General features: G+C 48.7%; 23 protein-coding genes. 14 read left to right on the forward strand and 9 right to left on the reverse strand.

All coding sequences use genetic code 11. The features are described from left to right. Nucleotides 1-128 precede the first annotated feature (128 nt). Nucleotides 129-1121, reverse strand: a complete 993-nt coding sequence (locus EZ315_RS02560) for an FAD:protein FMN transferase (protein ID WP_135470347.1) — start codon at nucleotides 1119-1121, stop codon at nucleotides 129-131. A gap of 136 nt (nucleotides 1122-1257) precedes the next feature. On the opposite strand from EZ315_RS02560, the gene EZ315_RS02565 reads away from it, so the two are divergent. The 11 genes from EZ315_RS02565 (at nucleotide 1258) to miaA (ending at nucleotide 13092) form a co-directional block, all read left to right on the forward strand. After that, the gene (locus tag EZ315_RS02565) at nucleotides 1258-1812 is read left to right on the forward strand and encodes a DJ-1 family glyoxalase III (protein ID WP_135470349.1); all 555 of its coding nucleotides are present in this window, start codon (nucleotides 1258-1260) and stop codon (nucleotides 1810-1812) included. 87 nt (nucleotides 1813-1899) lie between these two features. Continuing rightward, a complete protein-coding gene (trxA, locus tag EZ315_RS02570) occupies nucleotides 1900-2196 on the forward strand; it encodes a thioredoxin (protein WP_135470350.1) in 297 nt (98 codons plus the stop codon). A gap of 180 nt (nucleotides 2197-2376) precedes the next feature. Continuing rightward, on the forward strand, nucleotides 2377-3582 hold the full coding sequence (gene ilvA, locus EZ315_RS02575; protein ID WP_135470352.1) for a threonine ammonia-lyase: 1206 nt from the start codon (nucleotides 2377-2379) through the stop codon (nucleotides 3580-3582). Between the two features lie 4 nt (nucleotides 3583-3586). Further along, nucleotides 3587-4111: an SPOR domain-containing protein gene (locus EZ315_RS02580; RefSeq protein ID WP_170957438.1), complete on the forward strand. Its 525-nt coding sequence runs from the start codon at nucleotides 3587-3589 to the stop codon at nucleotides 4109-4111. A 133-nt stretch (nucleotides 4112-4244) separates the two neighbouring features. Then, nucleotides 4245-4670 carry a SoxR reducing system RseC family protein gene (locus EZ315_RS02585; RefSeq protein ID WP_135470356.1) on the forward strand — a complete coding sequence of 142 codons (426 nt, stop codon included), beginning with the start codon at nucleotides 4245-4247 and terminating at the stop codon, nucleotides 4668-4670. A 59-nt stretch (nucleotides 4671-4729) separates the two neighbouring features. Continuing rightward, entirely contained in the window at nucleotides 4730-5584 is an 855-nt protein-coding gene (locus EZ315_RS02590) for an RnfABCDGE type electron transport complex subunit B (RefSeq protein ID WP_135470358.1), read from the forward strand. A gap of 30 nt (nucleotides 5585-5614) precedes the next feature. Next, complete coding sequence (gene rsxC, locus EZ315_RS02595) at nucleotides 5615-6955, forward strand: electron transport complex subunit RsxC (RefSeq protein WP_135470360.1); 1341 nt, start codon at nucleotides 5615-5617, stop codon at nucleotides 6953-6955. 230 nt (nucleotides 6956-7185) lie between these two features. After that, nucleotides 7186-8628 carry a coiled-coil domain-containing protein gene (locus EZ315_RS02600; protein WP_135470362.1) on the forward strand — a complete coding sequence of 481 codons (1443 nt, stop codon included), beginning with the start codon at nucleotides 7186-7188 and terminating at the stop codon, nucleotides 8626-8628. A gap of 5 nt (nucleotides 8629-8633) precedes the next feature. Continuing rightward, nucleotides 8634-10838 carry a S9 family peptidase gene (locus EZ315_RS02605; RefSeq protein ID WP_135470363.1) on the forward strand — a complete coding sequence of 735 codons (2205 nt, stop codon included), beginning with the start codon at nucleotides 8634-8636 and terminating at the stop codon, nucleotides 10836-10838. Continuing rightward, nucleotides 10838-12169 carry a hypothetical protein gene (locus EZ315_RS02610; RefSeq protein ID WP_135470365.1) on the forward strand — a complete coding sequence of 444 codons (1332 nt, stop codon included), beginning with the start codon at nucleotides 10838-10840 and terminating at the stop codon, nucleotides 12167-12169. Before EZ315_RS02605 ends, EZ315_RS02610 begins: the two co-directional genes overlap by 1 nt. Further along, nucleotides 12166-13092 (forward strand): tRNA (adenosine(37)-N6)-dimethylallyltransferase MiaA, encoded by a 927-nt coding sequence (gene miaA, locus EZ315_RS02615; protein ID WP_135470367.1) that lies wholly within the window; start codon nucleotides 12166-12168, stop codon nucleotides 13090-13092. The genes EZ315_RS02610 and miaA overlap by 4 nt, the downstream gene beginning before the upstream one ends. 79 nt (nucleotides 13093-13171) lie before the next feature. On the opposite strand, the gene metK is transcribed toward miaA, so the two are convergent. From metK to EZ315_RS02650, 7 genes are all read right to left on the reverse strand, one after another. After that, nucleotides 13172-14494, reverse strand: a complete 1323-nt coding sequence (gene metK, locus EZ315_RS02620) for a methionine adenosyltransferase (RefSeq protein WP_135470369.1) — start codon at nucleotides 14492-14494, stop codon at nucleotides 13172-13174. A gap of 754 nt (nucleotides 14495-15248) precedes the next feature. Further along, on the reverse strand, nucleotides 15249-15869 hold the full coding sequence (locus EZ315_RS02625; RefSeq protein ID WP_170957439.1) for a porin family protein: 621 nt from the start codon (nucleotides 15867-15869) through the stop codon (nucleotides 15249-15251). Nucleotides 15870-15910: 41 nt separating this feature from the next. After that, a complete protein-coding gene (locus EZ315_RS02630) occupies nucleotides 15911-17536 on the reverse strand; it encodes a caspase family protein (protein ID WP_135470373.1) in 1626 nt (541 codons plus the stop codon). A 15-nt stretch (nucleotides 17537-17551) separates the two neighbouring features. Next, nucleotides 17552-18409, reverse strand: coding sequence for a DUF4384 domain-containing protein (locus EZ315_RS02635; protein WP_135470374.1), 858 nt, complete (start codon nucleotides 18407-18409; stop codon nucleotides 17552-17554). Between the two features lie 2 nt (nucleotides 18410-18411). Beyond that, nucleotides 18412-19089, reverse strand: a complete 678-nt coding sequence (locus tag EZ315_RS02640) for a hypothetical protein (protein WP_135470376.1) — start codon at nucleotides 19087-19089, stop codon at nucleotides 18412-18414. Between the two features lie 579 nt (nucleotides 19090-19668). Then, complete coding sequence (locus EZ315_RS02645) at nucleotides 19669-20361, reverse strand: Crp/Fnr family transcriptional regulator (RefSeq protein WP_135470378.1); 693 nt, start codon at nucleotides 20359-20361, stop codon at nucleotides 19669-19671. Nucleotides 20362-20682: 321 nt separating this feature from the next. Continuing rightward, nucleotides 20683-21588 (reverse strand): bile acid:sodium symporter family protein, encoded by a 906-nt coding sequence (locus EZ315_RS02650; RefSeq protein WP_242452477.1) that lies wholly within the window; start codon nucleotides 21586-21588, stop codon nucleotides 20683-20685. A gap of 71 nt (nucleotides 21589-21659) precedes the next feature. Between EZ315_RS02650 and EZ315_RS02655 the strand changes: the two genes are divergently transcribed. The 3 genes from EZ315_RS02655 (at nucleotide 21660) to EZ315_RS02665 (ending at nucleotide 23905) form a co-directional block, all read left to right on the forward strand. Further along, nucleotides 21660-22142, forward strand: coding sequence for a Rossmann-fold NAD(P)-binding domain-containing protein (locus EZ315_RS02655; RefSeq protein ID WP_135470380.1), 483 nt, complete (start codon nucleotides 21660-21662; stop codon nucleotides 22140-22142). A gap of 83 nt (nucleotides 22143-22225) precedes the next feature. Next, entirely contained in the window at nucleotides 22226-23329 is a 1104-nt protein-coding gene (gene ychF, locus EZ315_RS02660) for a redox-regulated ATPase YchF (protein ID WP_135470381.1), read from the forward strand. Nucleotides 23330-23554: 225 nt separating this feature from the next. Then, nucleotides 23555-23905 (forward strand): hypothetical protein, encoded by a 351-nt coding sequence (locus EZ315_RS02665; RefSeq protein WP_135470383.1) that lies wholly within the window; start codon nucleotides 23555-23557, stop codon nucleotides 23903-23905. 175 nt (nucleotides 23906-24080) lie between these two features. Here EZ315_RS02665 and mscL read toward each other — a convergent pair whose 3' ends face one another. Then, a complete protein-coding gene (mscL, locus tag EZ315_RS02670) occupies nucleotides 24081-24512 on the reverse strand; it encodes a large-conductance mechanosensitive channel protein MscL (protein ID WP_135470385.1) in 432 nt (143 codons plus the stop codon). Nucleotides 24513-24660: the final 148 nt, after the last annotated feature.

The following is a 24660-nucleotide window of genomic DNA, read 5'->3' on the forward strand; positions in this document are numbered from 1 at the left end:
ATACTTATGTGATTCATCATTAGAACGCACAAAAGTACATAAAAGTTCTACAATAATGCTAAATAATTATGTTATAAAACATATTCCACCCTTAATATTCCGAGTTTTAGACTAAATATCATTCATATTCACCTGAGGATTTCAGGAAATCCCGACGTAGTGATAACAGAATCCGCTGTCACGAGAAGCCCCTCAACATCGGGCAATGACTCTATCATCCGACACGCCTGCCGGGCAGTCAACGCCATGCACGCCGTGGCGTAGGCGTCGGCAATCATACATGACGGAGCTATCACAGTAGCCGACAAAAGATCTGTCACAGCAGGTCTGCCGTCAACGGTACTGATAGTGTGCCATGTGCGTCCGTTCTTTGTCTCATGGTAATTCCTATAGTTGCCGGAAGTAGCCACGCCACAACCTGTAACAGCCACCACAGCCATGCGCTCGTGCACAACAGCAGTGTCACAATCGACCGGCGCGTCTATCATCACCCTCCAGTCACCTCCCCGCGGAGATCTACCCGAAAGAGCTATCTCTCCACCTATCTCCACCATATAATCCTCACAGCCGTTACGCCTGAGCATATCGCCCACAAGGTCACACCCATATCCTTTGGTGATGGCGGAGAAATTGAACTCCGTACCGGCGTGCTTCTTGCGGATATACCCATCGGAAGTCATGCTGCATTCATCAATCCCGACAAATGCCAGAAGAGAGTCGATGGCAACTTGCGTAGGCTCCACTCCGGCTGACCGATATCCGTACCCCCAAAGATTTACCAATGGGGCCACTGTCGGATCAAACGCCCCACCGCTCCTCAGGTTGACTTCCTGCGATGCAGTAAAGATCCTGCGAAGGAGAGAATCCGCCTTGACCGAGTCTCCGCGATTGACAGCCGAAACAAGTGATTGCCCATCAAACGGACTCAGCGATCTCTCAACCTCTCTCATGACCAGAAGAATAGAATCCTGCATGTCACGACCTGCCCTGTAGGTAACATGATAGGTAGTGTTCCACACACCACCTTCGACTGACCGATAGCTCTCCATCCCAGAGCAGCCTGACACCATGACACCCATCACAACAAGAGTGAATATATATATATAATGTATAATCCTCATAAAAACCAGCTTTATTACGGCAAAATTACGCAAAATTTTCCAAAAGAATCGTATATTTGCAGAAACCCTCGGATCACGTTTATTGTTTACAACTCACTCTTCATATAACTTAACCCACTTCTTAACAACACAAAATATGTCAAAGGCATACATATTTCTCGCTGACGGCTTTGAAGAGATCGAAGCCCTCGCCCCGGTTGACCTTCTGCGCCGTGCCGGAGTCAATGTCTCAACCGTGTCCATCACCCAGCAAAAGGAGGTGACCGGAGCCCATGGGGTCACCGTAGCAGCCGACACTGTAATCGCTGACGCAGATGCATCCGACGTTGACCTCATTGTGTGTCCCGGTGGAATGCCAGGAGCAGCCAATCTCGCTGCATGCGAAGAGCTGAACAGAATGATAAGAGCTCAGCACACCTCCGGACGATACATATCTGCCATATGTGCCGCCCCGGCTGTCACCCTATCCCCTCTCGGGATACTCTCAGGCAAAAATGCCACATGCTATCCAGGCTTTGAGAAGGCTCTATCCGAAGCTGGAGCCATCCATACTGCCGAGCGTGTTGTAAGGGACGGCAACATCATCACGTCAAACGGTCCTTCCTCTGCCATACAGTTCGGTCTTGCCCTTGTCGAAGCCTTATGCGGAGCTGACACCGCAAAGACAGTAGCATCAGGCATACTCTTATAGAACGACTACGCTCATTAGCTGTTAAACATTACAGGCTGCATCCGCGTTATACATTGGCATGTGAAACCCTATAAACGATTAACAATCATGAGCGAATTCAAAGATATCATCAACAACGGCAAGCCCACACTTGCGGACTTCTTCGCCACATGGTGCGGCCCCTGCAAGATGCAAGGTCCGATCCTTGAGCAGCTGAAACAGAAAATAGGTGACGACGCCAACATCATAAAAATCGATGTCGACCGCACCCCTGACCTTGCGGCGGAATATCAGATACGCAGCGTCCCGACCCTCATCATATTCAAGGACGGCACACCCCAATGGCGCGTATCGGGGCTACAGCAGCTCGAAGTGCTCGAAGAGAAACTCCGGTCATACATGTGATCCGGCATCTTTACATGACCGGCAAAAAGGATAGGCAGCTACACAATATACCATAACCCTTTTTGCCGGTCATCTCATAAACTGTACGGAGTGCTTTTTACGGCTTACTTACGCTGAAACAGATTTTTTTGCATAACTCCATCGGAATTTCTATTTTTGCATGATTAAATCCTAAATATCATGTCTGAACAGCTTGAAATTTCCGAGGTGTACCACGCAGCCCAGGTGCTTCGTGATGTGGCACGTCATCCCCGTCTTATAGGAGTAACCCACCTCAACCCCGAGTCACAGGTCTACTTAAAGCCTGAGAATCTTCAACACACAGGGGCTTTCAAACTCCGTGGTGCCTACTACAAGATATCACAGCTCACCCCCGAAGAGCGAGCCAAAGGCGTGATAGCCTGCTCCGCCGGCAACCACGCCCAGGGAGTAGCCCTTGCCGCCACACACAACGGCATAAAATCGCTCATCTGCCTCCCCGCAGGAGCACCAATATCCAAGATCGAAGCAACAAAACGTCTAGGAGCAGAAGTGTGTCTCGTGCCCGGAGTGTATGACGATGCCTACCAGAAAGCAATCGAGCTTCAGAAGGAGCACGGATACACATTCATTCATCCTTTCGATGATCTCAAAGTGATAGCCGGACAGGGCACCATTGCGCTTGAGATACTTGAAGAGATGCCCGATGTAGAGGCAGTCATAGTCCCCATAGGCGGAGGCGGTCTCATCGCAGGCATGGCATTCACCCTCAAGCAACTCAAACCCGACGTGAAAGTGTATGGCGTACAGGCTGAGGGCGCACCATCCATGTATGAATCAATCAAGGACGGCAAACGCGAGCACCTCAACTCAGTATCGACCATAGCCGACGGCATAGCAGTCAAAGAGCCTGGTGTGAACACGTTCGAATTCTGTTCCAGATATGTCGACGAAATAGTCACCGTAACAGAGGACGAGATCGCCGCCTCAATCCTCGCTCTCATCGAACAGCAGAAACTTGTAGCCGAAGGAGCGGGAGCTGTAGCCGTTGCGGCTGCAATGTTCAACAAGGTCCCTATCAAGGGGAAAAAGACTGTCTGCGTAGTATCCGGAGGCAACATCGATGTCACAATCCTCAACCGAGTGATCACCCGAGGGCTTGTGAAGAGCGGCCGTAACTTCACCCTGAAGCTCGATGTGGGCGACAAGCCGGGACAGCTATCCGAGATATGCAGCATACTCGGCTCAAACGGGGCAAACATAATCTCCGTGACACACGAACGCAACTCCAACACTACATCCATCAACGGTTGCATTCTGCGCATCGAAGTCGAGACCCGCAATCACGACCATATCTCATTGCTCAAAAAAGCTCTCGCTGATGCAGGTCACCATGTGGTTAACTGAAACAATGAAAAGATTCCCGATACTCATACTCCTCTCCGCCATACTCTCGGCGGTGGGGATAACATCCTGCAAGACCACTGAAGAAAATTACCGCAAAGCCTACGAGACTGCGGTGATACAGCGTCAGGAAGCAACAGGCATTGACTCCACCATCTACGGAAAGATACGCAACAGTGCCAACACCTCCACTCTGCTTGTAGGGGGAGTAGAGCTGCCCATGCGCTCCGAATACATCGGATACGATGCCGATGGAGGCTCGTCACGCGACAAGGTGAAACTTTACAACATTGTGGTCGGACAATTCCGGCAGATATTCAATGCCAAACAGATGCGTCAGAGACTGCTTGATGCAGGCTATGACAGCGCGATGGTGGTGCACACTCGCGAACCGCTATATTACGTGATCACCGAGACATCATCAACCCCCGCCGAAGCACTTGAGGCATGGCGCAAAGTCAAATCCGACAAAGGGCTTGTGATCAAATCTCCTCTTCCGTTCATACTCCGGCCCGCCCATTTCCGAAATTAGAGGGAAGACATATGTTGACATAACAAGCGATTAGCTGAAGGGCCTCAACTCTTCAGCTAATCATTTGTCAGCAAACAAGCTCTAAAAGTTGCATTATAACCAGAAAATCTCTAACTTTGCAGATATTTTCACCATGAATAAAGACTACGTCACACATTCAGGAATAATTACTCGTATTGATGACGGCTCGCTTACTCTGCGAACAGAAGAAGCCTGCCGATGTGAAGGGTGTGCCGTAGCATCACTATGCAACAAGGATTCATCCTCCGAACAGGAAAGCATCACAATAAACACCCCTGAATCCTCGCTCTACAATGTGGGAGAACGTGTCGAGGTAATAGCATCGTCAGGATCCACGCTCCGTGCCACCTGGTGGGCACTGATGCTGCCTACATTACTGTTCATAGGGATTGTGCTCGCAGTAAGGCTCATATGGCACAACAGCGGGGCATGGTCGCTTGTGACCGGATTTGTGGTGCTCGCCATATACGATCTCTTCCTCTACCGCTTCCGCAAGCGGCTTGCGCAGAACATATCCTGGAAGGTCAGGCGGTTGTGAGCCCCACCTTGTCAGTATCATAAACAATATTCCGAATCAATCTATTTTCAACACATACCATGAATGTAATCATACTATCCATCATCGTCCTCGGCATAATCGGGATTGTGGGTGCGGCAGTGCTTTACGCCGTAGCCCGTAAATTTTACGTGCAGGAAGACCCACGCATCGATCAGGTAGAGGCACTTCTTCCAGGAGCCAACTGCGGAGGATGCGGACGTAGCGGATGCCGCGACTTTGCAGCCGCATGTGTAGGGGCTGACACTCTTGACGGTCTGACATGCCCATCTTCAAGCACAGAGACAATGAAGAAAATCGGTGAGATCGTAGGACTCGCTCCGGTAGCCGCCAAGCCCAAAATCGCTGTGATCAAATGTAACGGCACCTGCGAGCTGCGTCCCGCCCATGCCCGCTTCGAGGGGGCACCGTCATGTGCCGTTCTCTCATCGCTCGGCACAGGTCAGTCAGCCTGCCCCAACGGCTGTCTCGGGTGCGGCGACTGCGTAGAAGCATGTCCGTGGGGTGCCATGAGAATGAATCTTGAGACCGGACTGCCGGAAGTAATCGAGGACAAGTGCGTGGGCTGCGGTGCATGCGTAAAGGCTTGTCCGCGCTCGATAATCGAATTGCGCAACAAGGGTCCGCGAGGTATGCGCGTGTTCGTGGCATGCTCCAACAAGGAGAAAGGCGCGCTTGCGATGAAAGCATGCAAGGTAGCATGCATAGGATGCGGAAAGTGTGCCAAGAACTGTCCTCACGAAGCCATAGCAGTCAACTCCAATCTTGCCTACATTGACTATGAGAAGTGTAAACTCTGCAAGAAATGTGTTGAGGTGTGCCCCACTCACTCAATCCATGCCGTGAATTTCCCGGTAAAGAAAGCCGAACCGGCAGCTACTGAATCCAAGGCATAACAATCTCATCTCCCATCCACGAAATCCAATATGAAACTTCATACATTCAAGACCGGCGGCGTACATCCCGCCGAGAATAAAATTGCGGCAGGCAAACCGATAATCAATCTGCCACTCCCTGCCGAGGTTGTGCTCCCGGTGTCACAGCACATCGGTGCCCCTGCCAAACCTATAGTGCAGAAAGGTGACCACGTGAAGCGTGGCGACCGTGTTGCGGAGGCTGGAGGATTCGTCTCAGCCCATATACACACCCCGATCTCAGGAACAGTGGTCAAGATCGACACAGCCCGCACTCCGCAGGGCATGCCTGTCGAAGCTATATATATCAAAAGCGACGACGCCGACCGCGAAGCGGATGCAGCCTCAATGGCAGACTCTGCACCTAAACGCACCGATGCCGAAATAGCCATTCTCGACTCCAAAGCTATAATCGACCTCATCAAGGATGCCGGCATAGTCGGACTCGGAGGAGCCACATTCCCCGCCCACGTAAAACTGATGCCACCTCCAGGCTCCAAGGCTGAAGTGGTAATAATCAATGCCGCGGAGTGCGAACCTTGCCTCTCTTGCGACGATATGCTAATGCGCGAGAACTCCAGAGAGATAGTCAAAGGAGTGCAACTGCTTGTAAAGGCAGCAGGTGTCAACCGTGGCATAATAGCCATCGAGAACAACAAGCCGGAAGCTATAGCCGCCCTAACGGCCGCCTCTTCATCCGCCCCAGGAATAGAGGTGATGCCCATGAAAGTCAAATATCCCCAAGGTGGTGAAAAACAGTTGATCGAGGCTGTGATCGGGAAAGAAGTACCATCAGGAGCTCTCCCTATAGCCACAGGCGCAATAGTTCAGAACGTAGCAACAGCCTATGCCGTATACCGGGCGGTATATCACAACGAACCCATCCTTGACCGTGTGCTCACAATCCACAACGGCACCGAAGGCAAAAACCTACGCGTACCTCTCGGAACAATCCTGTCAACCCTCGTAGAAGGCAATGACTACGAAAAGATAATCATAGGCGGCCCGATGATGGGGCGTACAGCATCCACCCTCGACACCCCTATGATAAAGGGCACATCAGGCATACTTCTTGACTCGCGCTACGCACACCGCCGCCCCACAGAACCATGCATCAAGTGCGGAGCCTGCGTCAATGCATGCCCCATGGGTCTTGAGCCATACCTTGTGAGCACCCTGTCGCGCCTGAAGCAATGGGACGAAGCAGAGCAGGAAAAGATAGCCAACTGCATAGAGTGCGGCTCATGCAGCTACATATGCCCGGCATCGCGCCCGCTCGTCGACTACATACGTGTGGGCAAAGCAAAAGTAATGGCGGCAATCCGCGCACGCGCAGCCGCATCCAAATCGTAAGTAAAAGCGGCAAGGAACACACTCTGTAACACCTATTCCGCATAACCAACAATACCAAAGAGGATATTCCACTTAATTGTGGCATATCCTCTTTTATATTGTGTTTTTTCAGAAAAATAAGCTCAATCAACATATTCCAGGTCACATTTTCCACCTAAATCCTTCAAATATCCGATAAATTAAGTTAACTTTGCCAAAACAAGTAACTACTCATTTAAAATCTCAACCACATGTCATTCTGGAAAGGTGTGAAGAGCGCGTTCGGATTCAGCGGTAGCGAAAGCGAAGAGGACGTCGAAGAGTACGACTCATCTCTCCCTACATATGCTGCACAGCCAACCCCTGCCGATCAGGAAACGGTCGGCAACCAACCCGACACACCTTCGCATGAACAATCCACACCTGACCCCGACATAACCATCAAGCCTGTCGATACTGCCGGCAACGAGCCAACCGAAACTCATGCCGACGACTCTCTTCCGGGCGACATATTCGATGCCCTGATAGAACAATTCAACTCGTTCCAGCCCGAATTCGTAAAAGAATGCCTCTCTACCGAAGCACAGCGCACATACATATACAACTCTATTTCAGAGAACCTGCGCTTACGAATCCAGAAAGCGACAGCCACGACTCAACAAACTGACGACAGCAGCAACCAGACTGAAATAGAACGTCTGAAACGACGAATATCCGTTCTTGAAGCTGAGGCAAAAGACACTGATAACATCCGTCAGGAAAACCACAAGCTACAGCTAAGCATCAAACGTCAGAAACGAGCTCTCCTTGACCGCATCAACGACCTTGAAGCCCAGGTAGCCAAGAACTATGCCGAGCGGGAAAAATTCTTCTCGGACAAACGCAATCCGGCTGATGCCGCTCTCATTGACTCCACCAATGCCCGAGTAAAAGAACTCGAAGCCACCCTTGCCCAACGCGACGAAGAGATCGCAGCCCGCACAGGAGACATGGACCAGATGATGATGAAAATCAAGATCGGCGACCAGATGATCACAGATCTGCGCAACCAGTCGGACGCTGCCCGAAACGAATACGAGGACACGTGCAACCAGCAGCAGATTGCCCTTGAGCAGATACAGTTGCAGGTAGAAGCGTTCGAGCAGATAAAAGTCCGATACGAAGCACGCATTGCCGAGCTCAAGGATGCCATAAAGCAGGAGAAAGCACGCAACCTTGACGAACAGATATCTCGACTCAACGAAGAGAACGCCTCTCTGCGTCACACTATAGAAAACAATCTGTACAATCAGGCAAGCAACGAGATGCGCCTGCGCAACGAGATCAAACGGCTCAAGCAGGAACTCGAAAAAGCAACAGCGGCAGCAGCTCCACACCAGGACCCATCCTCCAGCAATACCCCGAGCCATCGCCTGCATCATTCCAGTCTTCGGCTGTTTCAACCGACGCGGAAGCACAGTCCAAACAGAAGCAACCCCCACGCCGGCGCGGACGTCCCAAAAAAGCTAAACTTGACGAGGAACTCGACAACACAGAATGGTTCTCACAGACAGGACACAAGGAGGACCCTGATTTCGGTTACCACGAACCCCCGCGACGCCCATCCAACGACAACGCCGCACAGCTCTCGCTTTTCTGAGATGGGAAATGCCAACATATCGAACAACAAAGACTCAATCCACTTTTTTCAATAATACCAATGACCCGTCACCTCATAACTCTTGCAGCGGCGAGCCTCATGACAATATCAGCCGCAGCTGCTCCAAAGGCTATAAATGTCAGCAACTTCGCCGACATGGCTCCATATGTACATCCCAACAACGGAAGCAAATCGGTAGCTAAGCCTTATTTCATGCCCGACGGACAGTCCTACCTGCAACTTTCAGCTGACTCAAAACGCATCGTCAGGCATGACATACGCAACGGAGCGGAAGCTGAGACCGTGATGGATGTGACCAATACCCGCGAAGCAAAAATCCCAGCTATCGAGAGCTTCCAATTAAGCCCCGATGGCTCCAAACTACTTCTCGCAACCGGCATAGAGCCCATCTACCGCCGCTCCTCCCGTGCATCACACTACATATACGAGATACGCACGCGAATACTCACGCCATTATCAGAGAGTCATCCTGTGCAGCGTTGTCCGGTATTTTCTCCTGACGGAAGAATGGTGGCATTTGTCGCTCCCGACAACAACATCTACCTAAAGAAACTCGACTACGGCACAGAAGTGGCAGTCACAACCGACGGGGCCGTCGACCGTATCATCAACGGAGTCCCCGACTGGGTGTACGAAGAGGAGTTCTCAGCCACATGCTCAATGGCATGGTCGCCTGACTGTCTCACACTGTGCTATCTCAAATACAACGAGACCGAAGTGCCCGCCTATTCTTTCCCACTCTACGAAGGCTCATGCGACCCCATGAAGCAGTATGCACTCTATCCGGGACAGTTCACCTACAAATATCCTGTAGCCGGACAACCCAACTCAGTTGTCACTCTTCACAGTTACGATATCGACAACCGCAAGACCAAGGACATCACTCTTCCCGGTTCCGACATAGAATACATCCCGCGTATCAGCTATGCCCACGACCCTGCCGGACGCCTTATGGTGACCACACTCGACCGCTCGCAGACACGCATGGAGCTCCTTGCAGTCAATCCGCGTTCAGGCGTATCCAAATCTCTCATCACAGAGAAGAGCGAGGCATGGCTCAACGATGACACATACGAGAACATAACATATCTCCCCTCAGGATTCATCCTGCTGTCGGGGCGCAGCGGATTCACCCACGCCTATCTCTACAGCTACGAGGGACAGCTCATGCGCACCATCACTTCAGGCGATTTCGATATAAAAGACTTCTACGGAACTGACACCAAAGGCAACTGCTACTTCCAGTCCACAGTGTCAGGACCCATCAACCGAGTAGTGATGCGTGTCGACCCCAAAGGCATCACAAAGCGTCTCACCCCCGACTCGGGCAACGCTTCAGCATGGTTCTCCCCGACAATGGATTACTATGCAGTCACCTACAGCAACTCCACCACACCACCTGCATGCACCCTCTACACAGCACCAGCCGACAAGAAGATAAGAGTGCTTGAGGACAATGCCGGACTCGCCGAAAAATACGCATCGGCACCCAAGCCAGAATTCACTACCGTGACCACCTCCGAAGGGATCACAATGGATGCTTACATCATCAAGCCATCCAATTTCGATCAGTCACGCCGCTACCCTCTCATCATCACCCAGTACAGCGGTCCCGGATCGCAGGAAGTGCTCAACCGATGGCGGATCGACTGGACCCAGTATGCAGCGATGCACGGCTATGTGGTGCTTTGTGTAGACGCGCGCGGCACAGGCGGTAAAGGAAGAGCCTGGGAGACCATAGTATACAAGAATCTCGGACACTACGAGGCCATCGACCTTTGCGGAGCAGCCCGCTGGGCAGCGACCCTTCCATATGTCGATCCGGCACGCATAGGCCTCACCGGATGGAGCTACGGAGGCTACCAGACACTCATGACCATATCATCCCCGGCATCACCATTTGCCTGCGCAGTGGCAGTAGCACCTGTAACCGACTGGCGTTACTATGACACCGTATATTCCGAAAGGTTCATGCTCACACCTCAGGAAAATCCCGACGGATACCGCGAATCATCACCAATCAACAAGGTGAAAGACATGAACATACCTCTGCTCATAATGCATGGCACCGCCGACGACAATGTTCACCTCATGAACACTATGCAGTATGTCTCTGTTTTGCAGTCACACGGTCGCTTCTGCGACATGTTTCTATATCCTAACATGAATCACTCAATCTTGGGATGCGACTCTCGCCTTAATGTCTATTCCAAGATGCTTGACTATTTCGATAAGAATCTGTAATGTCCTTAACAAAAAACACATCATACGAATCAGCACTCTTCGGACTATGGCTCAATTGGGTCATAGCCGGAGGTGTTCTCTTCATCCCCAATCTGGTAAGTGTCTACGCACCGCCACAGCTCATCCCCATAATCACATACGCGCTCGCCGGAGCCCTGTTCATATACAATAAATCCTCGCTGCGTTCGCGCAAAGCAGTGTGCCCGCTGCTACCAACAATAGCTATGCGCACCCTGTTCATGTCCGCCACGATAATGGTGATAATAAGCATCATATACCGCAGGGGGCTCATAACGTATTTCTACGACCAGAACACCATAAACTCGGCAAAGCCGTTTGTGACATCGCTTATCATATCACCTGTGGTTTTTGTCAACACCCTTTGGGCGAGTCTGCGGGGAAAGAAGTACAGCGCATGCCACACATGTTTTATCACCCTCGGGTCCAGCACCGAACGTGGATTTCTCGGCAAACTGTTCGTACAGGAGAGCCGTTACCAACGCCTCTTCCTTTTAGCCATAGCCACAGTGCTTACCATTGTCACATGGGGCTATTATACATTCTTCTATATAAACGTCAACATCAACATTCCTGACCGTTTCTTCTTCGGATGGGTTCCGGTGATACTCTTCCTCGTATCCATATTTTACATCGGGGCACGATGCTTCACCATATGGGCGTACAACTTCCAGGACACCGAGGGTTCATACAACCGTCTGGACGGCTCATCGAGTCTACGTATACTGATAATCTCAGGCGACACCATGTTTCTATCCCGCCAGGACGACATATCCGATTCCGACGATGATGACAACTACTATGATACCCCTGCCTCACTTGCAATGCACTTCACCGAAAAGCTGTCAAAACAGAAAGCAGCACGGTTGCTGTGCGACATAAGCAAACTGAATGAATCAGACTTCGAGCTGCGTTTCATGTACGCCTCATCCGAAGCGTCAGGGGAGCGCAACACATTCCACTACATATGCTGCCCCAATTCATCCGATGTGCTTGAAGAGTCGGGGTTCAAAGGCAAATGGTACAACCTGTCACAGATAGAACGCATGCTACACAACCGTGAGCTGACACCGATGCTTGCAGCCGAAATACATAGGCTTTACACTGTGACAATGGCATGGAAAACGTATGATGCCGACGGCAACCGTCTCTATAAGGTCAAGAACTATCATCCGTTATTCCGCCTCAACGGGATCTGTGACTGGGACGTAGACTTCAATTCACCGCTCTGGCTTGAAGTGTCGCGCTTCAACGAGGACAAGCCGCTATTCCGCTTCCGAAGGATGCTGCGTCGAATTTTCGATGACCGATGACTGTTACCGACACTCTATCATTAATCGTTATCACCGGACCGACCGCCTCAGGCAAAACCCGCAGGGCGGTCGAGCTGGCTCGTGCAGTTGACGGTGAAATCATCAGTGCCGACTCGCGACAGGTATACCGCGGAATGGATCTCGGAACCGGTAAGGACCTTGAAGAATATGATGGAATACCGGTCCACCTCATCGACATATGCCCGGCAGGATACAAATACAACCTATATGAATATCTGCGCGACTACAGAAAGGCATATGACGGCATAGTGGCTCGCGGAAAAATGCCCATCTTATGCGGCGGCACAGGGCTATACGTCGAAAGTGTGCTCAAAGGGCTGTCACTGCCCGAAGTTCCGGAAAACACTCAGCTGCGACGTTCGCTGGAGAGTAAATCTCTCGCCGAACTAACCGAAATACTTGCATCGATGAAATCGCTCCACAACGTCACCGATGTCGATACTGTAAAGCGTGCTGTAAGGGCAATCGAGATACAGACCTATTACACCGAACATCCCGACATGTCAGAACAAGCCGAGCCGCATCCGCTCACTGACGCTCTAACCATTGGCGTGGAGGTCGACCGCGAGACACGCCGACAGCGCATCACAGAGCGGCTCTATTCGCGCCTCAATGCCGGAATGCTCAACGAAGTGCGCCATCTGCTCGACACCGGAATCCCTGCTGACGATCTAATATACTACGGACTGGAATACAAATACCTCACGCTACACCTCATCGGACAGATCAGCTACGACGAGATGTTCACACAGCTTGAGATAGCAATACACCAGTTTGCCAAACGGCAGATGACATGGTTCAGAGGCATGGAACGCCGCGTGCCCACCTCTCCCATCCATTGGCTGCCATCCACCCTCTCGTCAGCCGACTTCACATCCGCCGTCCTTAGCCTCATCCCTTAAGACATATGGCACAAATAAAATGCTCCCTGAAAGTCCGATAAAACTTTCAGGGAGCATTTAGTCTATATAGGCTGAATACTTAAAGACCGAACGCCTTCTTCACAGCATCAACAGCATCGAGCTTCTCCCAGGTGAACAGCTCAACCTCCTTTGTGAAATCAGGCTCATAGCGGGAGTGGAAATGCTTGATGACCTTGCGTGGCTGACGCCCAAGATGACCGTAGCTCGCAGTCTCACGATATATGGGCTGACGCAGGTCAAAACGCTTCTCTATGGCATAAGGTGTCATGTCGAAACAGGGCATAGCCTTCACAATGTCAGCGATCTCGGAATCGGTCATGTCTATACGGGAGGTGCCGTAAGTGTTGACACACAGGCTCACAGGCTGTGCACATCCGATAGCGTATGCCACCTGCACGAGCACCTCGCGGGCAATCCCGGCAGCCACAAGATTCTTGGCGATATGACGCGCCGCATATGCGGCCGACCGATCCACCTTACTGGGGTCCTTGCCTGAGAAGGCACCTCCGCCATGGGCACCACGGCCTCCGTAAGTGTCGACAATAATTTTTCGTCCTGTCAGTCCGGTATCACCATGAGGACCGCCTATCACAAACTTGCCTGTAGGGTTGACAAGAAGCTTGAAATCAGTGATGAGATCAGCCACCTCGGCAGGAAGCTGAGCCTTGACGCGAGGTATAAGTATCTCACGTACATCCTTCTCTATACGAGCCTGCATAGCGCGGTCAGCTTCAGCCTGTGCCTCGGAAGTATCATCGGCCGGCTTTATGAACTCATCGTGCTGAGTGGAGATCACTATGGTGTCGACACGCAGAGGACGATTGTTCTCGTCATATTCCACTGTGACCTGGCTCTTGGAGTCGGGACGCAGATAAGTGAACACTCGTCCGCGCTTCTCCCATGTCATATGCTCTGCCTCGCGGCGTATGTCGGCGAGCTCGCGAAGCAGACGATGGGAAAGATCAAGGGTGAGAGGCATATAATCGGGAGTCTCGTCGCAGGCATAGCCGAACATCATGCCCTGGTCGCCGGCACCCTGAGCCTCTGCATCCTCACGCTCGACACCACGGTTGATATCGGCACTCTGTTCATGCAGGGCTGAGAACACGCCGCATGCCTCTCCGTCAAACTTCAGCTCGCTCCGGTCATAACCTATGCTGCGGATCACCTGACGTGTCACATCCATAAGGTCGACATAAGCGTTGCTCTTGACCTCGCCTGCAACGACAACCTGACCTGTGGTGACAAGTGTCTCGCAAGCTACTTTCGATTTGGGATCACGTGCGAGAAACTCATCAAGCACGGCATCACTGATCTGGTCGGCAACCTTGTCGGGATGCCCTTCCGATACTGACTCGGATGTAAAAAGATATGTTTTCATAATGGTGTAAAAAAATATCGAAACAGTGCACGGAACCGAGAAATGGTGGTGGGGTGACTGCTTCAACATTTTTCATCGTGTCTCCATAGGAATTATCCTACCGGACGGACAGATGTTTATCTCTAAAAAACTTTTTGCAGTTTTAGCATTTTTGAAGAGGTTGCAAGCAGCCAAATTTTTCCTCTCGTCCCGAAAAAGACGGTGCAAAGGTAGGCATAAATTTCGTAACCGCCAATTTTAAAAAAGTTAAAAAGGATCCCTAATACCTTAAACACAATTTCCATTCAATATATCATTGAAAATCACACACCCCCATAAAACTCCCACTCATCCCATCCCCTCATCCTCCCGCCGATGACAGCCAATATCACATTAGAATCAGCACCGAGATCATTAAAACAGGCAATATTTTATCGCGATGTAAAAATTTTATTCCGATCTCCCCTCTAAAACCCATCCTTTGTAAAAGGAATGTAAAAGCCATGTAAAAAATTGCACGTTTCGTTTTGAAACGAGATGTACGCGAAATAGAACACAACTCATTGATTCACACCTAAATCACTATCAAACTTTCAATATTCAATTATGCACATTTCGTTTTACGCCCCATATATCCATCTGACCCAAACAAATCCCTATCAGCAACTTAGTATAGCAAACTAATAAACACATACAGAGCCCGCAAAAAACAGTGTTTTTTTGCGGGCTCTGTATGTGTTATCTCTTTTTATAGCTATTTTGACGCACTACAATATCAGAATTTGAAACCTACTGTGGCGTAGAAAGCGGCATTACGTATACTGCCTACTATATCTTCAAATTTCTTCTGTATGGATATGAAGCCTAACTCATATTCCACACCAAACACGAATCGATGGTATTCAAAATCCACACCGAAATCAAGACCTGCGTCAAAACGTCTGCCTGAAGGTCCTTCATCATTGCTTGAGAAGAAATCCTCATCAAATGATTCACCTTCATATCCCCCCTTAATCTTACCGCTGATTGCATAAGCAAGATAGGGACCTGCTTTGAGCGCACAGTTCCAGTCATCGTTTATGTTCACACGATAGGCTGCAACTACAGGAACCTGGATATAAAAGAGATCAAGAGTGCTCTTATATTCAAAACCTTTATCTGAAAATTTTTCTTCAGCACCTTTCCATGCAACTTCAAGGGAGGGCATGAGTGACCAATTAGATGTCAGAGGTTTCTCAATACCTGCACCTATTTTACCTACAAAGTGACCTGAAAGCCCTTCAGCATCACCCCAACAATGTGCCAGACCAATACCACCTTTTGTGTTCCATGTGATTTGTGCCGATGCGCTCATTGCAACAAAAGCCACTACTAATAAAAACAATACTCTTTTCATGATGTAATTAATAATTGGTTGAAAAATGGATATATAAATAATTAGAATTGAAGTTTTTTCCATTTGGGCTTCATGCTTGCCGACACGTTAACCGATGGGGTCTGAAGCTTATCGTTCTCAAGCATAGAATTTTTCTTGACGTGAGTTGACAAAACCTGAAACATCTCACCAAACGAAGCATTGCCGCGAGTCTTCTTCAGATGGTCAAGCAGAAAGTATGTGAACATACCGTGACGCTTGTCCTTATACGCCAAGGCTGTCTCGTCATCTGATGTGGCTGTGAATACCACCATATTACCAGGAATCGCTTCTGTCTTGGGCTTTATTGCTACACCGCGTGCTGCCACAAGAGCCTGACCAGAGCCACGTTTTACACCGCTGAAACAAGCATCGAGTAACACTGTGACACTTTTACTTTTTAGATTACCAAGACGAGCATACATATCGCTGAGCTTAAAACATGTGGTGATATCTTTAGGAAAGCCGTCTGTAGGAATAAGATATGCCGTTTTATCCTTCTCATTTGGAATGCCATGACCTGCATAGTAGAATATCACCTTCGATTCGGCTCCTGAAATATCTGCCATTGTCTCGATCCAGTTAAGGGCCCTCTTTACATCGGTATATGATGCGTTTATGAATGATTTGACCTGTTTTTCCGGGATTCCGAGAGTCTTTATACAATATTCCCTGAACACTTCGCCGTCACGTTCAGCATATTCCACCTCCGGCACATCTTCATATTTTTCATTTGCAATAATCACACAATAGGTATTATTATTTTTATCGGTACTCACTACAGGTATATCAATATCGACATCCACCGGAGGCAACTCTGGTATCACCGGGGCTGGAGCAGCGGCTATAAGCTGGGGCTGAGGCTGTTGAGTAACTATCTCCGGAGAGTCGTCACTCTCGTTAATACCGAAAAGTCCCTTGAAAGCACCTTTCATACCTCCAGATCTTTTCTTGCTTTTCCTCTCTTTTTCTTTATCCTTTTCACGCTGCTTTTCCTCCTTCTCCTTTTGCTTTGCGGCTTCAGCAAGGAGCTCTTCAGTTTCTCTAAGCAACTTCGCCTGCTCAAGAAGCTGGGCTTTGAGAGCCTCATTCTCTTTATCCTGCTGCTTTTTATTCTCTATTTCGTCCTGAGTTTCCTTCCTGCGTGAAGATATATCATATGAGGACTTATTGGTTGCTGCTAAGTCAAATGTATTAGCATTTTTAATGAACAATTCCTGTCCGTTGCGGATAGCTGTCTCATCAATGCTCCCAGCCATATCGAATTCCATACCACGATTATCGCGAAATGCATTCTTGCCGATATGTCTGATAGAATTAGGCAGCTTGACAGACACCAGTTTGCGAAATTCGTTGAAACAAAATTTATCAATCTCTTCAATACCCTCCTCTATGGTGAGATAGACTGTGGAATAATTGACTCCATTGAGAAATGTGTTCACGGATTTCACTGGATAGGATATGCCTTTGTGTACAATAGAGGCAGGTATCGTTACCTCCTGTGTCTTGTGATTGAAACTTTTTATACATGCTACGCCGTCAGTAATCTTTCCTTTGAACTCCACTCCGTTATATACATAACTGAATCCTTGTGCAATGATATGGAATGTGACGACGATGAAAGTGATGAACGTGATGATTCGTTTCATAAAATATTAGATTGGCTATCGATTGGTTATTGTAACGAATTTGCGTATTATCTGCATTTCCGGGTCGCGTCTGCGACATTTGGTCAACCATTTATGAAATTCATTTTCAGGAAGTTCTCGCGGGAGCAGTTCCCCCTCGGTTTGACTGTCAAGAGCTTTTGTAAACTTTCGTGGAGAGAATATTATGTATATGATATTGTTTTCGGTTTCGCGAGATGCTGTCAGACAATATTCTTCAATATATTCATCGCCAACAGTACTGTCAAACAACAGATATGATCTATTGCCCTTTATAGGAAAACTCGCATCGGTCTGTGAGGGATATGGAAGCAGACATGACACGGTCCCGGTGCCGTCAGAAAGATACACTGCGAGAAAGCCGTTGGTAGTGGATTGGAACATAAGATAGATCTGATCACCTGCTATAAAACGGTCCGACTCATGTTTATGCGACTTGCCGTTACATAACACATGGGCTACACATTCGGAAGTCGACGACACAAGTTCCCTTGCCTTACCTTTTACTGACACATAAATTGTGAACATTCCGTCAACAAAAGAAATATCGTAGACCGGAGCATCGGTATCTTCGAGCCATTCTCCTTTCACCTCACTCATTCCTATGGTCTGAAAATCAACCTCAACAGTGCCTGTCGTGGAAATGTTTGTTATATTGGTCTGTGACACAATTGTACCGAATGCCGAGGCTAAAGCCTGAATGCGTGCTCGTTCAAGGGCCGTAGCCTTAGCCTGTTCGATGGTCTGACTTTCTGGGACATGATAGGTGTAGTCACCTGTCACAGTCTTGACTTTTTGAGCTGACAGTGATAGGACTCCACAAAACATTAGCAATATGGCAAGCAACAGACGCATGATCACCAGCCTAACATCTCATCCAACTTCCCGGCAAGGTCTTCACTCTCTTTTTCCAACTCAACGCGAAGTACATTTTTGGTTATCGCGCGAGCCTGATCCATACTGTAGAATGTCTGTACAAATACCTCGTAATTTCCGTTTGGAAGCTTGCGATAACGCTCGATGACAGGTATAGTCTGTCCGAGTTTTTTCGACATTATGGATTTGGAGCGGCTAAGCGTTTTTGCTACAGTGGTAGCATCTTGGCTTGAGAGTTGATTATTGCTTATATTATTGTCTACCAACTGTGTTATATCGGACTCTATGCTTCCGATAAGATTTAGGCGGGCCATCTCTCGTGCCTGCATCATAGCTCCGTCATATACTGATCCAACTGACTGTCCGGAGCCATTTACAAATTTCGGTGTGACCAAATCTTCCTCAAACGAGTTTTCATAAACGGCAGCACGTTCGTACTGCATCTCCAACGGAAGTGATCCAGATGCTTTCCACCCCTCTTTTTGATCCTCCTTCGCTCGTTTCTTGCTTGCTTTTGACACCTTGGTGTTCTGAAGCTTCTTGTTGAGTTTCAACATTTCCGATCGTTGCTTATAAGCATCCTTATTAATCTGTGCCGTGACAGTGACACCTGAGGATACAGCCATAAACAACGCGAGGACATAAATAACTGCTTTCATATTTATTATAATCATAAATATGTCCGTAGTTCCCCTCCGGACCTGTTGACCAAACAGAAATACAAGCCATATAAAAAGAAAAGCGCAGGAACTGTACTTGCTACTTATCCTGCATACTGGGCCTTCGCATTGCCTTTGGTCAAGGATAAGCAACGCAGCGCCCACGCCGATATGTCAGTCATACAATGATACCAACAACAGGGTGCGCTCGGAAAGCGACACCATGATACAGCATCAGTATGTTTGTAACATACCCATGAACATCTACAATTGCTTTATCGTGTGACCGTATATTGAAGTTGCGAAGTTCAGTATGCCACAGATAAAACGTCAAGTAAACGTTTTCAAAATATATAGCGCAACCCACCTACCCATCTACCATGAAAGGTATCGGCGTGGTATTGCGCTGCAAATGTATGAAAAAATTATTAAATAGGAAAATCGGAATCATAAAAGTTCTAAAAAGTTTTTTCAACTTTTATTTTCATGAAACTCAGTTATGCACAATATCTTACAAAAAAACTAAAACAATAGTGTTTAATTAAAACAGACATCATGACTTTTAAGATCAACCAGGGATCAGTCGGGGGTTTTGAGGAGCACTCCGCGAAGTGCGCGGCGTGAACGTACTCTAATCTCGGTGGGTGTATAATCGAGTATGCCATGTGCCTTCATTCCGTCAAGAGCCGCTATGAATGACGAACGCTGCACACCGAACAGTGAATACAGGTCGCGCTGCTTGGCACTGAGCACTATGTCGTCCGAATCAATCTGGGTGAGGGCTATTATCCAGAATGCTATGCGCTCCTCAAGCGAACCTGACGTTATAGCCAATACTCCGTCGACCGCCTTCTGTGCGTTGCTCGACAGAATATTGAGATAATTGAAGAGAAACACATCATCGCTCTGGAGCAGCGGTATGAAATCCTTTTTTTCAATCTGCATTATCGATACTGTGTCGATGGCTGTGGCAGAGGCTGGATAAAGGGTGTTGCGCCCGAAAAGAAAATCAGGAGATATCACAGCCGGTGAAGAGAGCGTCTGGCTAACTTTCACACGGTCACTCTCATTGCATATGGTAAGGCGCACATGCCCTGAGATGACAAACTTTATGTGAGTGCACGGCTCTCCTGCACTAAGCATATGCTCTCCGGGAAGATATTTCAGAAATGCAAGCCGGGTATTCCCCACTATCTCTGACAGACGTGAGTAACTGACTCCTTTGAATAGAGGGAGAGTCATCAGATTTTCATACATGCTTCGTGGTGTCATGACTTTCTTCGGGGACTTTTTATAAATTTAACGTTTCCTTTATCGTTTTGGTTCGTGCCTTTCCTAAGGAAACCACAATATCCTATGCCTTCAGCTCTACACTACTACCCCTATGCCCTGGAGATATAGCTGTGCTGAATTAATAGTGCCCTACCACCATTTATACTATGGAATAATATGGATTTCGATTATCAACAATAAAGAATAGATCCCACCTATTATATTAATAGTGGGCAAATAAATAACTTAACTATTAGCTTCTTTGCAAAGATACTCAAAGATTTCAAACTACGAAAGCAAAAAGGATAAAATTAGATACGGTCATATCCTATTTCTTTTTTTCCACAACTGACAGCTATTGATAATATTCTGCCATGCCACATAGGCAGCCGGGGCCACTGAGGCTATAGGATGGAGATATGTGAGAGCCATCCATATGGCAAGTACAGTGTTCTTCTGCCCAAGCCCCTGTGCTCCGGCAATCTTATCGCCGCATCGGCGTCCTATCCTCCGCCCTATATAGAACTGCGCACAGCATGCCACCAACGAGATTCCGGCAAGCCATAGCATTTCAGGTATCATCTCGGATGGCTCTGCCATAATAAAGCTGACAGCCCTCCCCACAACTATGAACAACGACACCGACCAGATATAGAATGATATCGACTGATGCGAGGCTATCTTGCTGTGGACTTTTGGCATATACCTAAGCATGGCAAATGCCGTGAACAGCGGAAGTATGATCATCGGAACCACTCGGGTGGCTATGGTGGCAAGCGATTCGAAAAATGTGATATCAGCCTTACTCCCCATGAGAGAGAAAAGGACAGGGGCAAGAACCGCAACCGACACATTGGAGACTATGGAGAATGTGGCAAGCCGAGGGATACTGCCGCCAAGCATTCCGGTGATCACAGGAGCGGCTGTGGCTGTAGGACAGAATATACATATGAACGCACCCTCGGCAAGCTCACGATTGAACGGGAGCAGCGCGAGATATGCCAGTACCGATCCGAGAATCTGTACAAGTATCAGAGCCCCCGAGAGGCGCGTGACGCGAAATTCATGTGGCTTGACCTTGCAGAACGTTATGAGGAGCATTACGAATATCAGATAAGGTGCCACAAAGGCTATCACTTCTATAAGGTTATGAAACAGTATGCCGCCAAGCATAGCTATAGGCAGCATCCACGGTTTGAGCCGTTGTCTGATCAAAGCAGAATTCATTGTATCGGGAATCTTGTGCAAAATTAATGAATTTTTCTTAAGTTTGCATTTGGTAAACGAGGTTATAGAATATGGCTGACAATTATCTGGAAAGACGTATGGAAGAGTATCGCACCGGGCGTCTTGCATCCCACAGCAAGAGCACTCCGGGTATGCGCCGCCCTCACAAACAATGTGAGCTTGTGCTCTCATATCCACCTATGAACGTTATTGTAATAGGTCCATGCGATACACTCGCCACATTGGTGGCCGCTACGGTGTCGGCGTTCACCGGTGTCGGAAGCAAGGTAGCTTTCACGTCAGGCGATCCTAAGGGGAGCTCCATACTCGCCCAAAGGACCGGAGCACGCTATTATCCATCCTCATTCACTCTTGATGCAATCGTCGGTGACATAGCCGAGAGATGGGGCGACATTGATGTCGTAGTGGACCTGCGCATCATAGGCCCGGAGAATGTTGACGACAACCCTGCCGCAGACACAGCATCGGCGGCACGCCACATACTGTATCTCTCACACCCTGATAACACATGGCTCTGCGATGAATGGCTTTAAAGGTGATTTTTATGGACGGTTGGAGAATAATTAGTAACTTTGCAGAAATTTTTTAATAACCGATCATTTAATCCCTTATATAAATGGCACTACAATGTGGCATCGTGGGGCTTCCCAACGTGGGCAAGTCGACCCTCTTCAACTGCCTCTCAAATGCGAAGGCTCAGTCAGCCAACTTCCCTTTCTGCACCATAGAGCCCAATGTGGGCGTTATCACCGTGCCCGACGACCGTCTCAACAAGCTTGTGGAGATGTGCAATCCTCGTTCGGTAGTTCCTGCCACAGTAGAGATCGTGGATATCGCAGGACTTGTGCAGGGCGCAAGCAAGGGGGAAGGTCTTGGAAATAAATTCCTCGCCAACATACGTGAGACCGATGCCATACTCCATGTGCTCCGCTGCTTTGATGACGACAATGTGACACATGTCCACAACACTGTCGACCCTGTCCGCGATAAGGAGATCATCGACTATGAGCTACAGCTCAAGGACCTTGAGACTATAGAAAGCCGCATAGCAAAGACCCAGAAACAGGCCCAGACAGGAGGAGACAAGGTAGCAAAGATGCAATATGAAGTGCTAAAGAAATATCATGAGGCACTTCTGCAGGGGAAACCGGCTCGCACCGTGATTCTTGAGACACCCGACGAACAGAAATTCGGACGTGAACTGTTCCTGCTCACATCCAAACCAGTGATGTATGTCTGCAACGTGGACGACACATCGGCTGTCGACGGCAACAAGTACGTTGAAGCCGTACGTGAAGCCATCAAGGATGAAAATGCACAGCTTCTCATCGTGGCTGCCCAGACCGAAAGCGAGATAGCCGAACTCGACACATATGAGGAACGACAGGAATTCCTTGCGGAAATAGGACTTAAAGAGTCGGGCGTGGCACGACTCATCCGTGCAGCCTACGCCCTTCTCAACCTACAGACATTCTTCACTGCCGGAGCCGACGAGGTACGCGCATGGACATTCATGCGTGGCAGCAAGGCTCCACAGTGTGCCGGCATAATCCACACGGACTTTGAAAAGGGATTCATCCGTGCCGAAGTAATAAAGTATGACGACTATGTGACTCTCGGCTCAGAATCAGCAGTCCGCGATGCCGGCAAGATGGCAATCGAGGGAAAGAACTACATCGCCCAGGACGGCGACATCATGCACTTCCTCTTCAATGTATAGAAAGTGATTGCAACATAAACGATTCCCTGAATGCAATCAATTCCGATCCATCAACACCTGAGATGATAAGAGAGCTTCAGAAAATCACTCTCAAGACCGACATGGCTGCCATGGTGACTCAGCTGCCAAATCATAATCCGTTACGGCATCATTTCAGCAGGCGAAACCCCCGACACCACTCGCCTCAGGCTCAGCGACACCAATATAGCCAATATTGTAAAGAGTGTGGGCTTCGATGAGCCCAAGCTTTTCATGGCTTCCGGTCATCCATTCGCCATGAGCATCGAGAATGTAGACTGGGCATCAAACGGTGCCGCTGACACACCTCTGGGTGATGCAGGCGTATATCAGAAAATTGCACGCAAGGCTTCTGCCGGCAGACTCTCAGATGAGGACCGCAATACTGTCAATAACCTGCGTTCACCTTTCTATGGCGATGCTGTCAATGCCATAGACAAGGAATATCAGGCAAAACTAAAAGAATCCATGGATATCATACAGAAGGTACCTGATGTCTCACCCGAGAAAATCATCGAGGCAATCGTGGCTCCGCACAAGGGAAAAGGTAACTCGTGACGGAAAGATTGAAGGCCGTCCGGACCTCCGTGACCACGACCTGTTCAAAAAAACAATCATTGAAGAAGTGAACCGGAAATAGACCTAACCATCTTTTCATGGCAATTGACACATAGCAGAAACGGGAAGCAAGTCTGAACCGACTTGCTTCCCGCTTACTTATCTGTATGCGATATCATTTCTTTTCTTTCAGCAGATCGCGTATCTCGGTGAGCAGTACCTCCTCCTTGGTAGGTTCCGGAGCCGGGGCGGGGGCGGGAGCCTCCTCCTGCTTGCGCTTAAGCTGATTGATGCCTTTTATGGCTATGAATATACAGAAAGCCACGATAAGGAAATCAACAACTGTCTGCACCCATGAACCCCAGTTCATTGTCACCTCAGGCTTGATAATCTCCTGAGTCTGACCGTCAATGACAGCCTGCTGGATCACAAACTTGTAATCGGTGAAATTGATTCCGCCGGTCACCACTCCCACAAGAGGCATTATGATATCGTCGACAAGCGACGAGATGATCTTACCGAAAGCCGCGCCTATCACTACACCGACAGCCATGTCGATGACATTGCCACGCATCGCAAATTCCTTAAATTCCTTTAATAGTGCCATATATTGAATTGTTTTAAATTATTTCGTAATACGCACAAAATTAGCTAAAAAATCCAAACTTCTAATCCATAAGGCTAATAAATTAGTCATTCACGGACAAAATGTATAATTATTTATAAAAACGGCTTTAATTTTCTTGAAAAAAGTG

It is taken from the genome of Duncaniella freteri (genome assembly GCF_004766125.1).
GTDB lineage: Bacteria > Bacteroidota > Bacteroidia > Bacteroidales > Muribaculaceae > Duncaniella > Duncaniella freteri.

What these genes read in the sequence shown, in the direction of transcription:
- EZ315_RS02560 (WP_135470347.1), bottom strand. Translation starts at nt 1,121, where the DNA reads ATGAGGATTATACATTATATATATATATTCACTCTTGTTGTGATGGGT.
- EZ315_RS02565 (WP_135470349.1), top strand. Translation starts at nt 1,258, where the DNA reads ATGTCAAAGGCATACATATTTCTCGCTGACGGCTTTGAAGAGATCGAA.
- trxA (WP_135470350.1), top strand. Translation starts at nt 1,900, where the DNA reads ATGAGCGAATTCAAAGATATCATCAACAACGGCAAGCCCACACTTGCG.
- ilvA (WP_135470352.1), top strand. Translation starts at nt 2,377, where the DNA reads ATGTCTGAACAGCTTGAAATTTCCGAGGTGTACCACGCAGCCCAGGTG.
- EZ315_RS02580 (WP_170957438.1), top strand. Translation starts at nt 3,587, where the DNA reads ATGAAAAGATTCCCGATACTCATACTCCTCTCCGCCATACTCTCGGCG.
- EZ315_RS02585 (WP_135470356.1), top strand. Translation starts at nt 4,245, where the DNA reads ATGAATAAAGACTACGTCACACATTCAGGAATAATTACTCGTATTGAT.
- EZ315_RS02590 (WP_135470358.1), top strand. Translation starts at nt 4,730, where the DNA reads ATGAATGTAATCATACTATCCATCATCGTCCTCGGCATAATCGGGATT.
- rsxC (WP_135470360.1), top strand. Translation starts at nt 5,615, where the DNA reads ATGAAACTTCATACATTCAAGACCGGCGGCGTACATCCCGCCGAGAAT.
- EZ315_RS02600 (WP_135470362.1), top strand. Translation starts at nt 7,186, where the DNA reads ATGTCATTCTGGAAAGGTGTGAAGAGCGCGTTCGGATTCAGCGGTAGC.
- EZ315_RS02605 (WP_135470363.1), top strand. Translation starts at nt 8,634, where the DNA reads ATGACCCGTCACCTCATAACTCTTGCAGCGGCGAGCCTCATGACAATA.
- EZ315_RS02610 (WP_135470365.1), top strand. Translation starts at nt 10,838, where the DNA reads ATGTCCTTAACAAAAAACACATCATACGAATCAGCACTCTTCGGACTA.
- miaA (WP_135470367.1), top strand. Translation starts at nt 12,166, where the DNA reads ATGACTGTTACCGACACTCTATCATTAATCGTTATCACCGGACCGACC.
- metK (WP_135470369.1), bottom strand. Translation starts at nt 14,494, where the DNA reads ATGAAAACATATCTTTTTACATCCGAGTCAGTATCGGAAGGGCATCCC.
- EZ315_RS02625 (WP_170957439.1), bottom strand. Translation starts at nt 15,869, where the DNA reads ATGAAAAGAGTATTGTTTTTATTAGTAGTGGCTTTTGTTGCAATGAGC.
- EZ315_RS02630 (WP_135470373.1), bottom strand. Translation starts at nt 17,536, where the DNA reads ATGAAACGAATCATCACGTTCATCACTTTCATCGTCGTCACATTCCAT.
- EZ315_RS02635 (WP_135470374.1), bottom strand. Translation starts at nt 18,409, where the DNA reads ATGCGTCTGTTGCTTGCCATATTGCTAATGTTTTGTGGAGTCCTATCA.
- EZ315_RS02640 (WP_135470376.1), bottom strand. Translation starts at nt 19,089, where the DNA reads ATGAAAGCAGTTATTTATGTCCTCGCGTTGTTTATGGCTGTATCCTCA.
- EZ315_RS02645 (WP_135470378.1), bottom strand. Translation starts at nt 20,361, where the DNA reads ATGACACCACGAAGCATGTATGAAAATCTGATGACTCTCCCTCTATTC.
- EZ315_RS02650 (WP_242452477.1), bottom strand. Translation starts at nt 21,588, where the DNA reads ATGAATTCTGCTTTGATCAGACAACGGCTCAAACCGTGGATGCTGCCT.
- EZ315_RS02655 (WP_135470380.1), top strand. Translation starts at nt 21,660, where the DNA reads ATGGCTGACAATTATCTGGAAAGACGTATGGAAGAGTATCGCACCGGG.
- ychF (WP_135470381.1), top strand. Translation starts at nt 22,226, where the DNA reads ATGGCACTACAATGTGGCATCGTGGGGCTTCCCAACGTGGGCAAGTCG.
- mscL (WP_135470385.1), bottom strand. Translation starts at nt 24,512, where the DNA reads ATGGCACTATTAAAGGAATTTAAGGAATTTGCGATGCGTGGCAATGTC.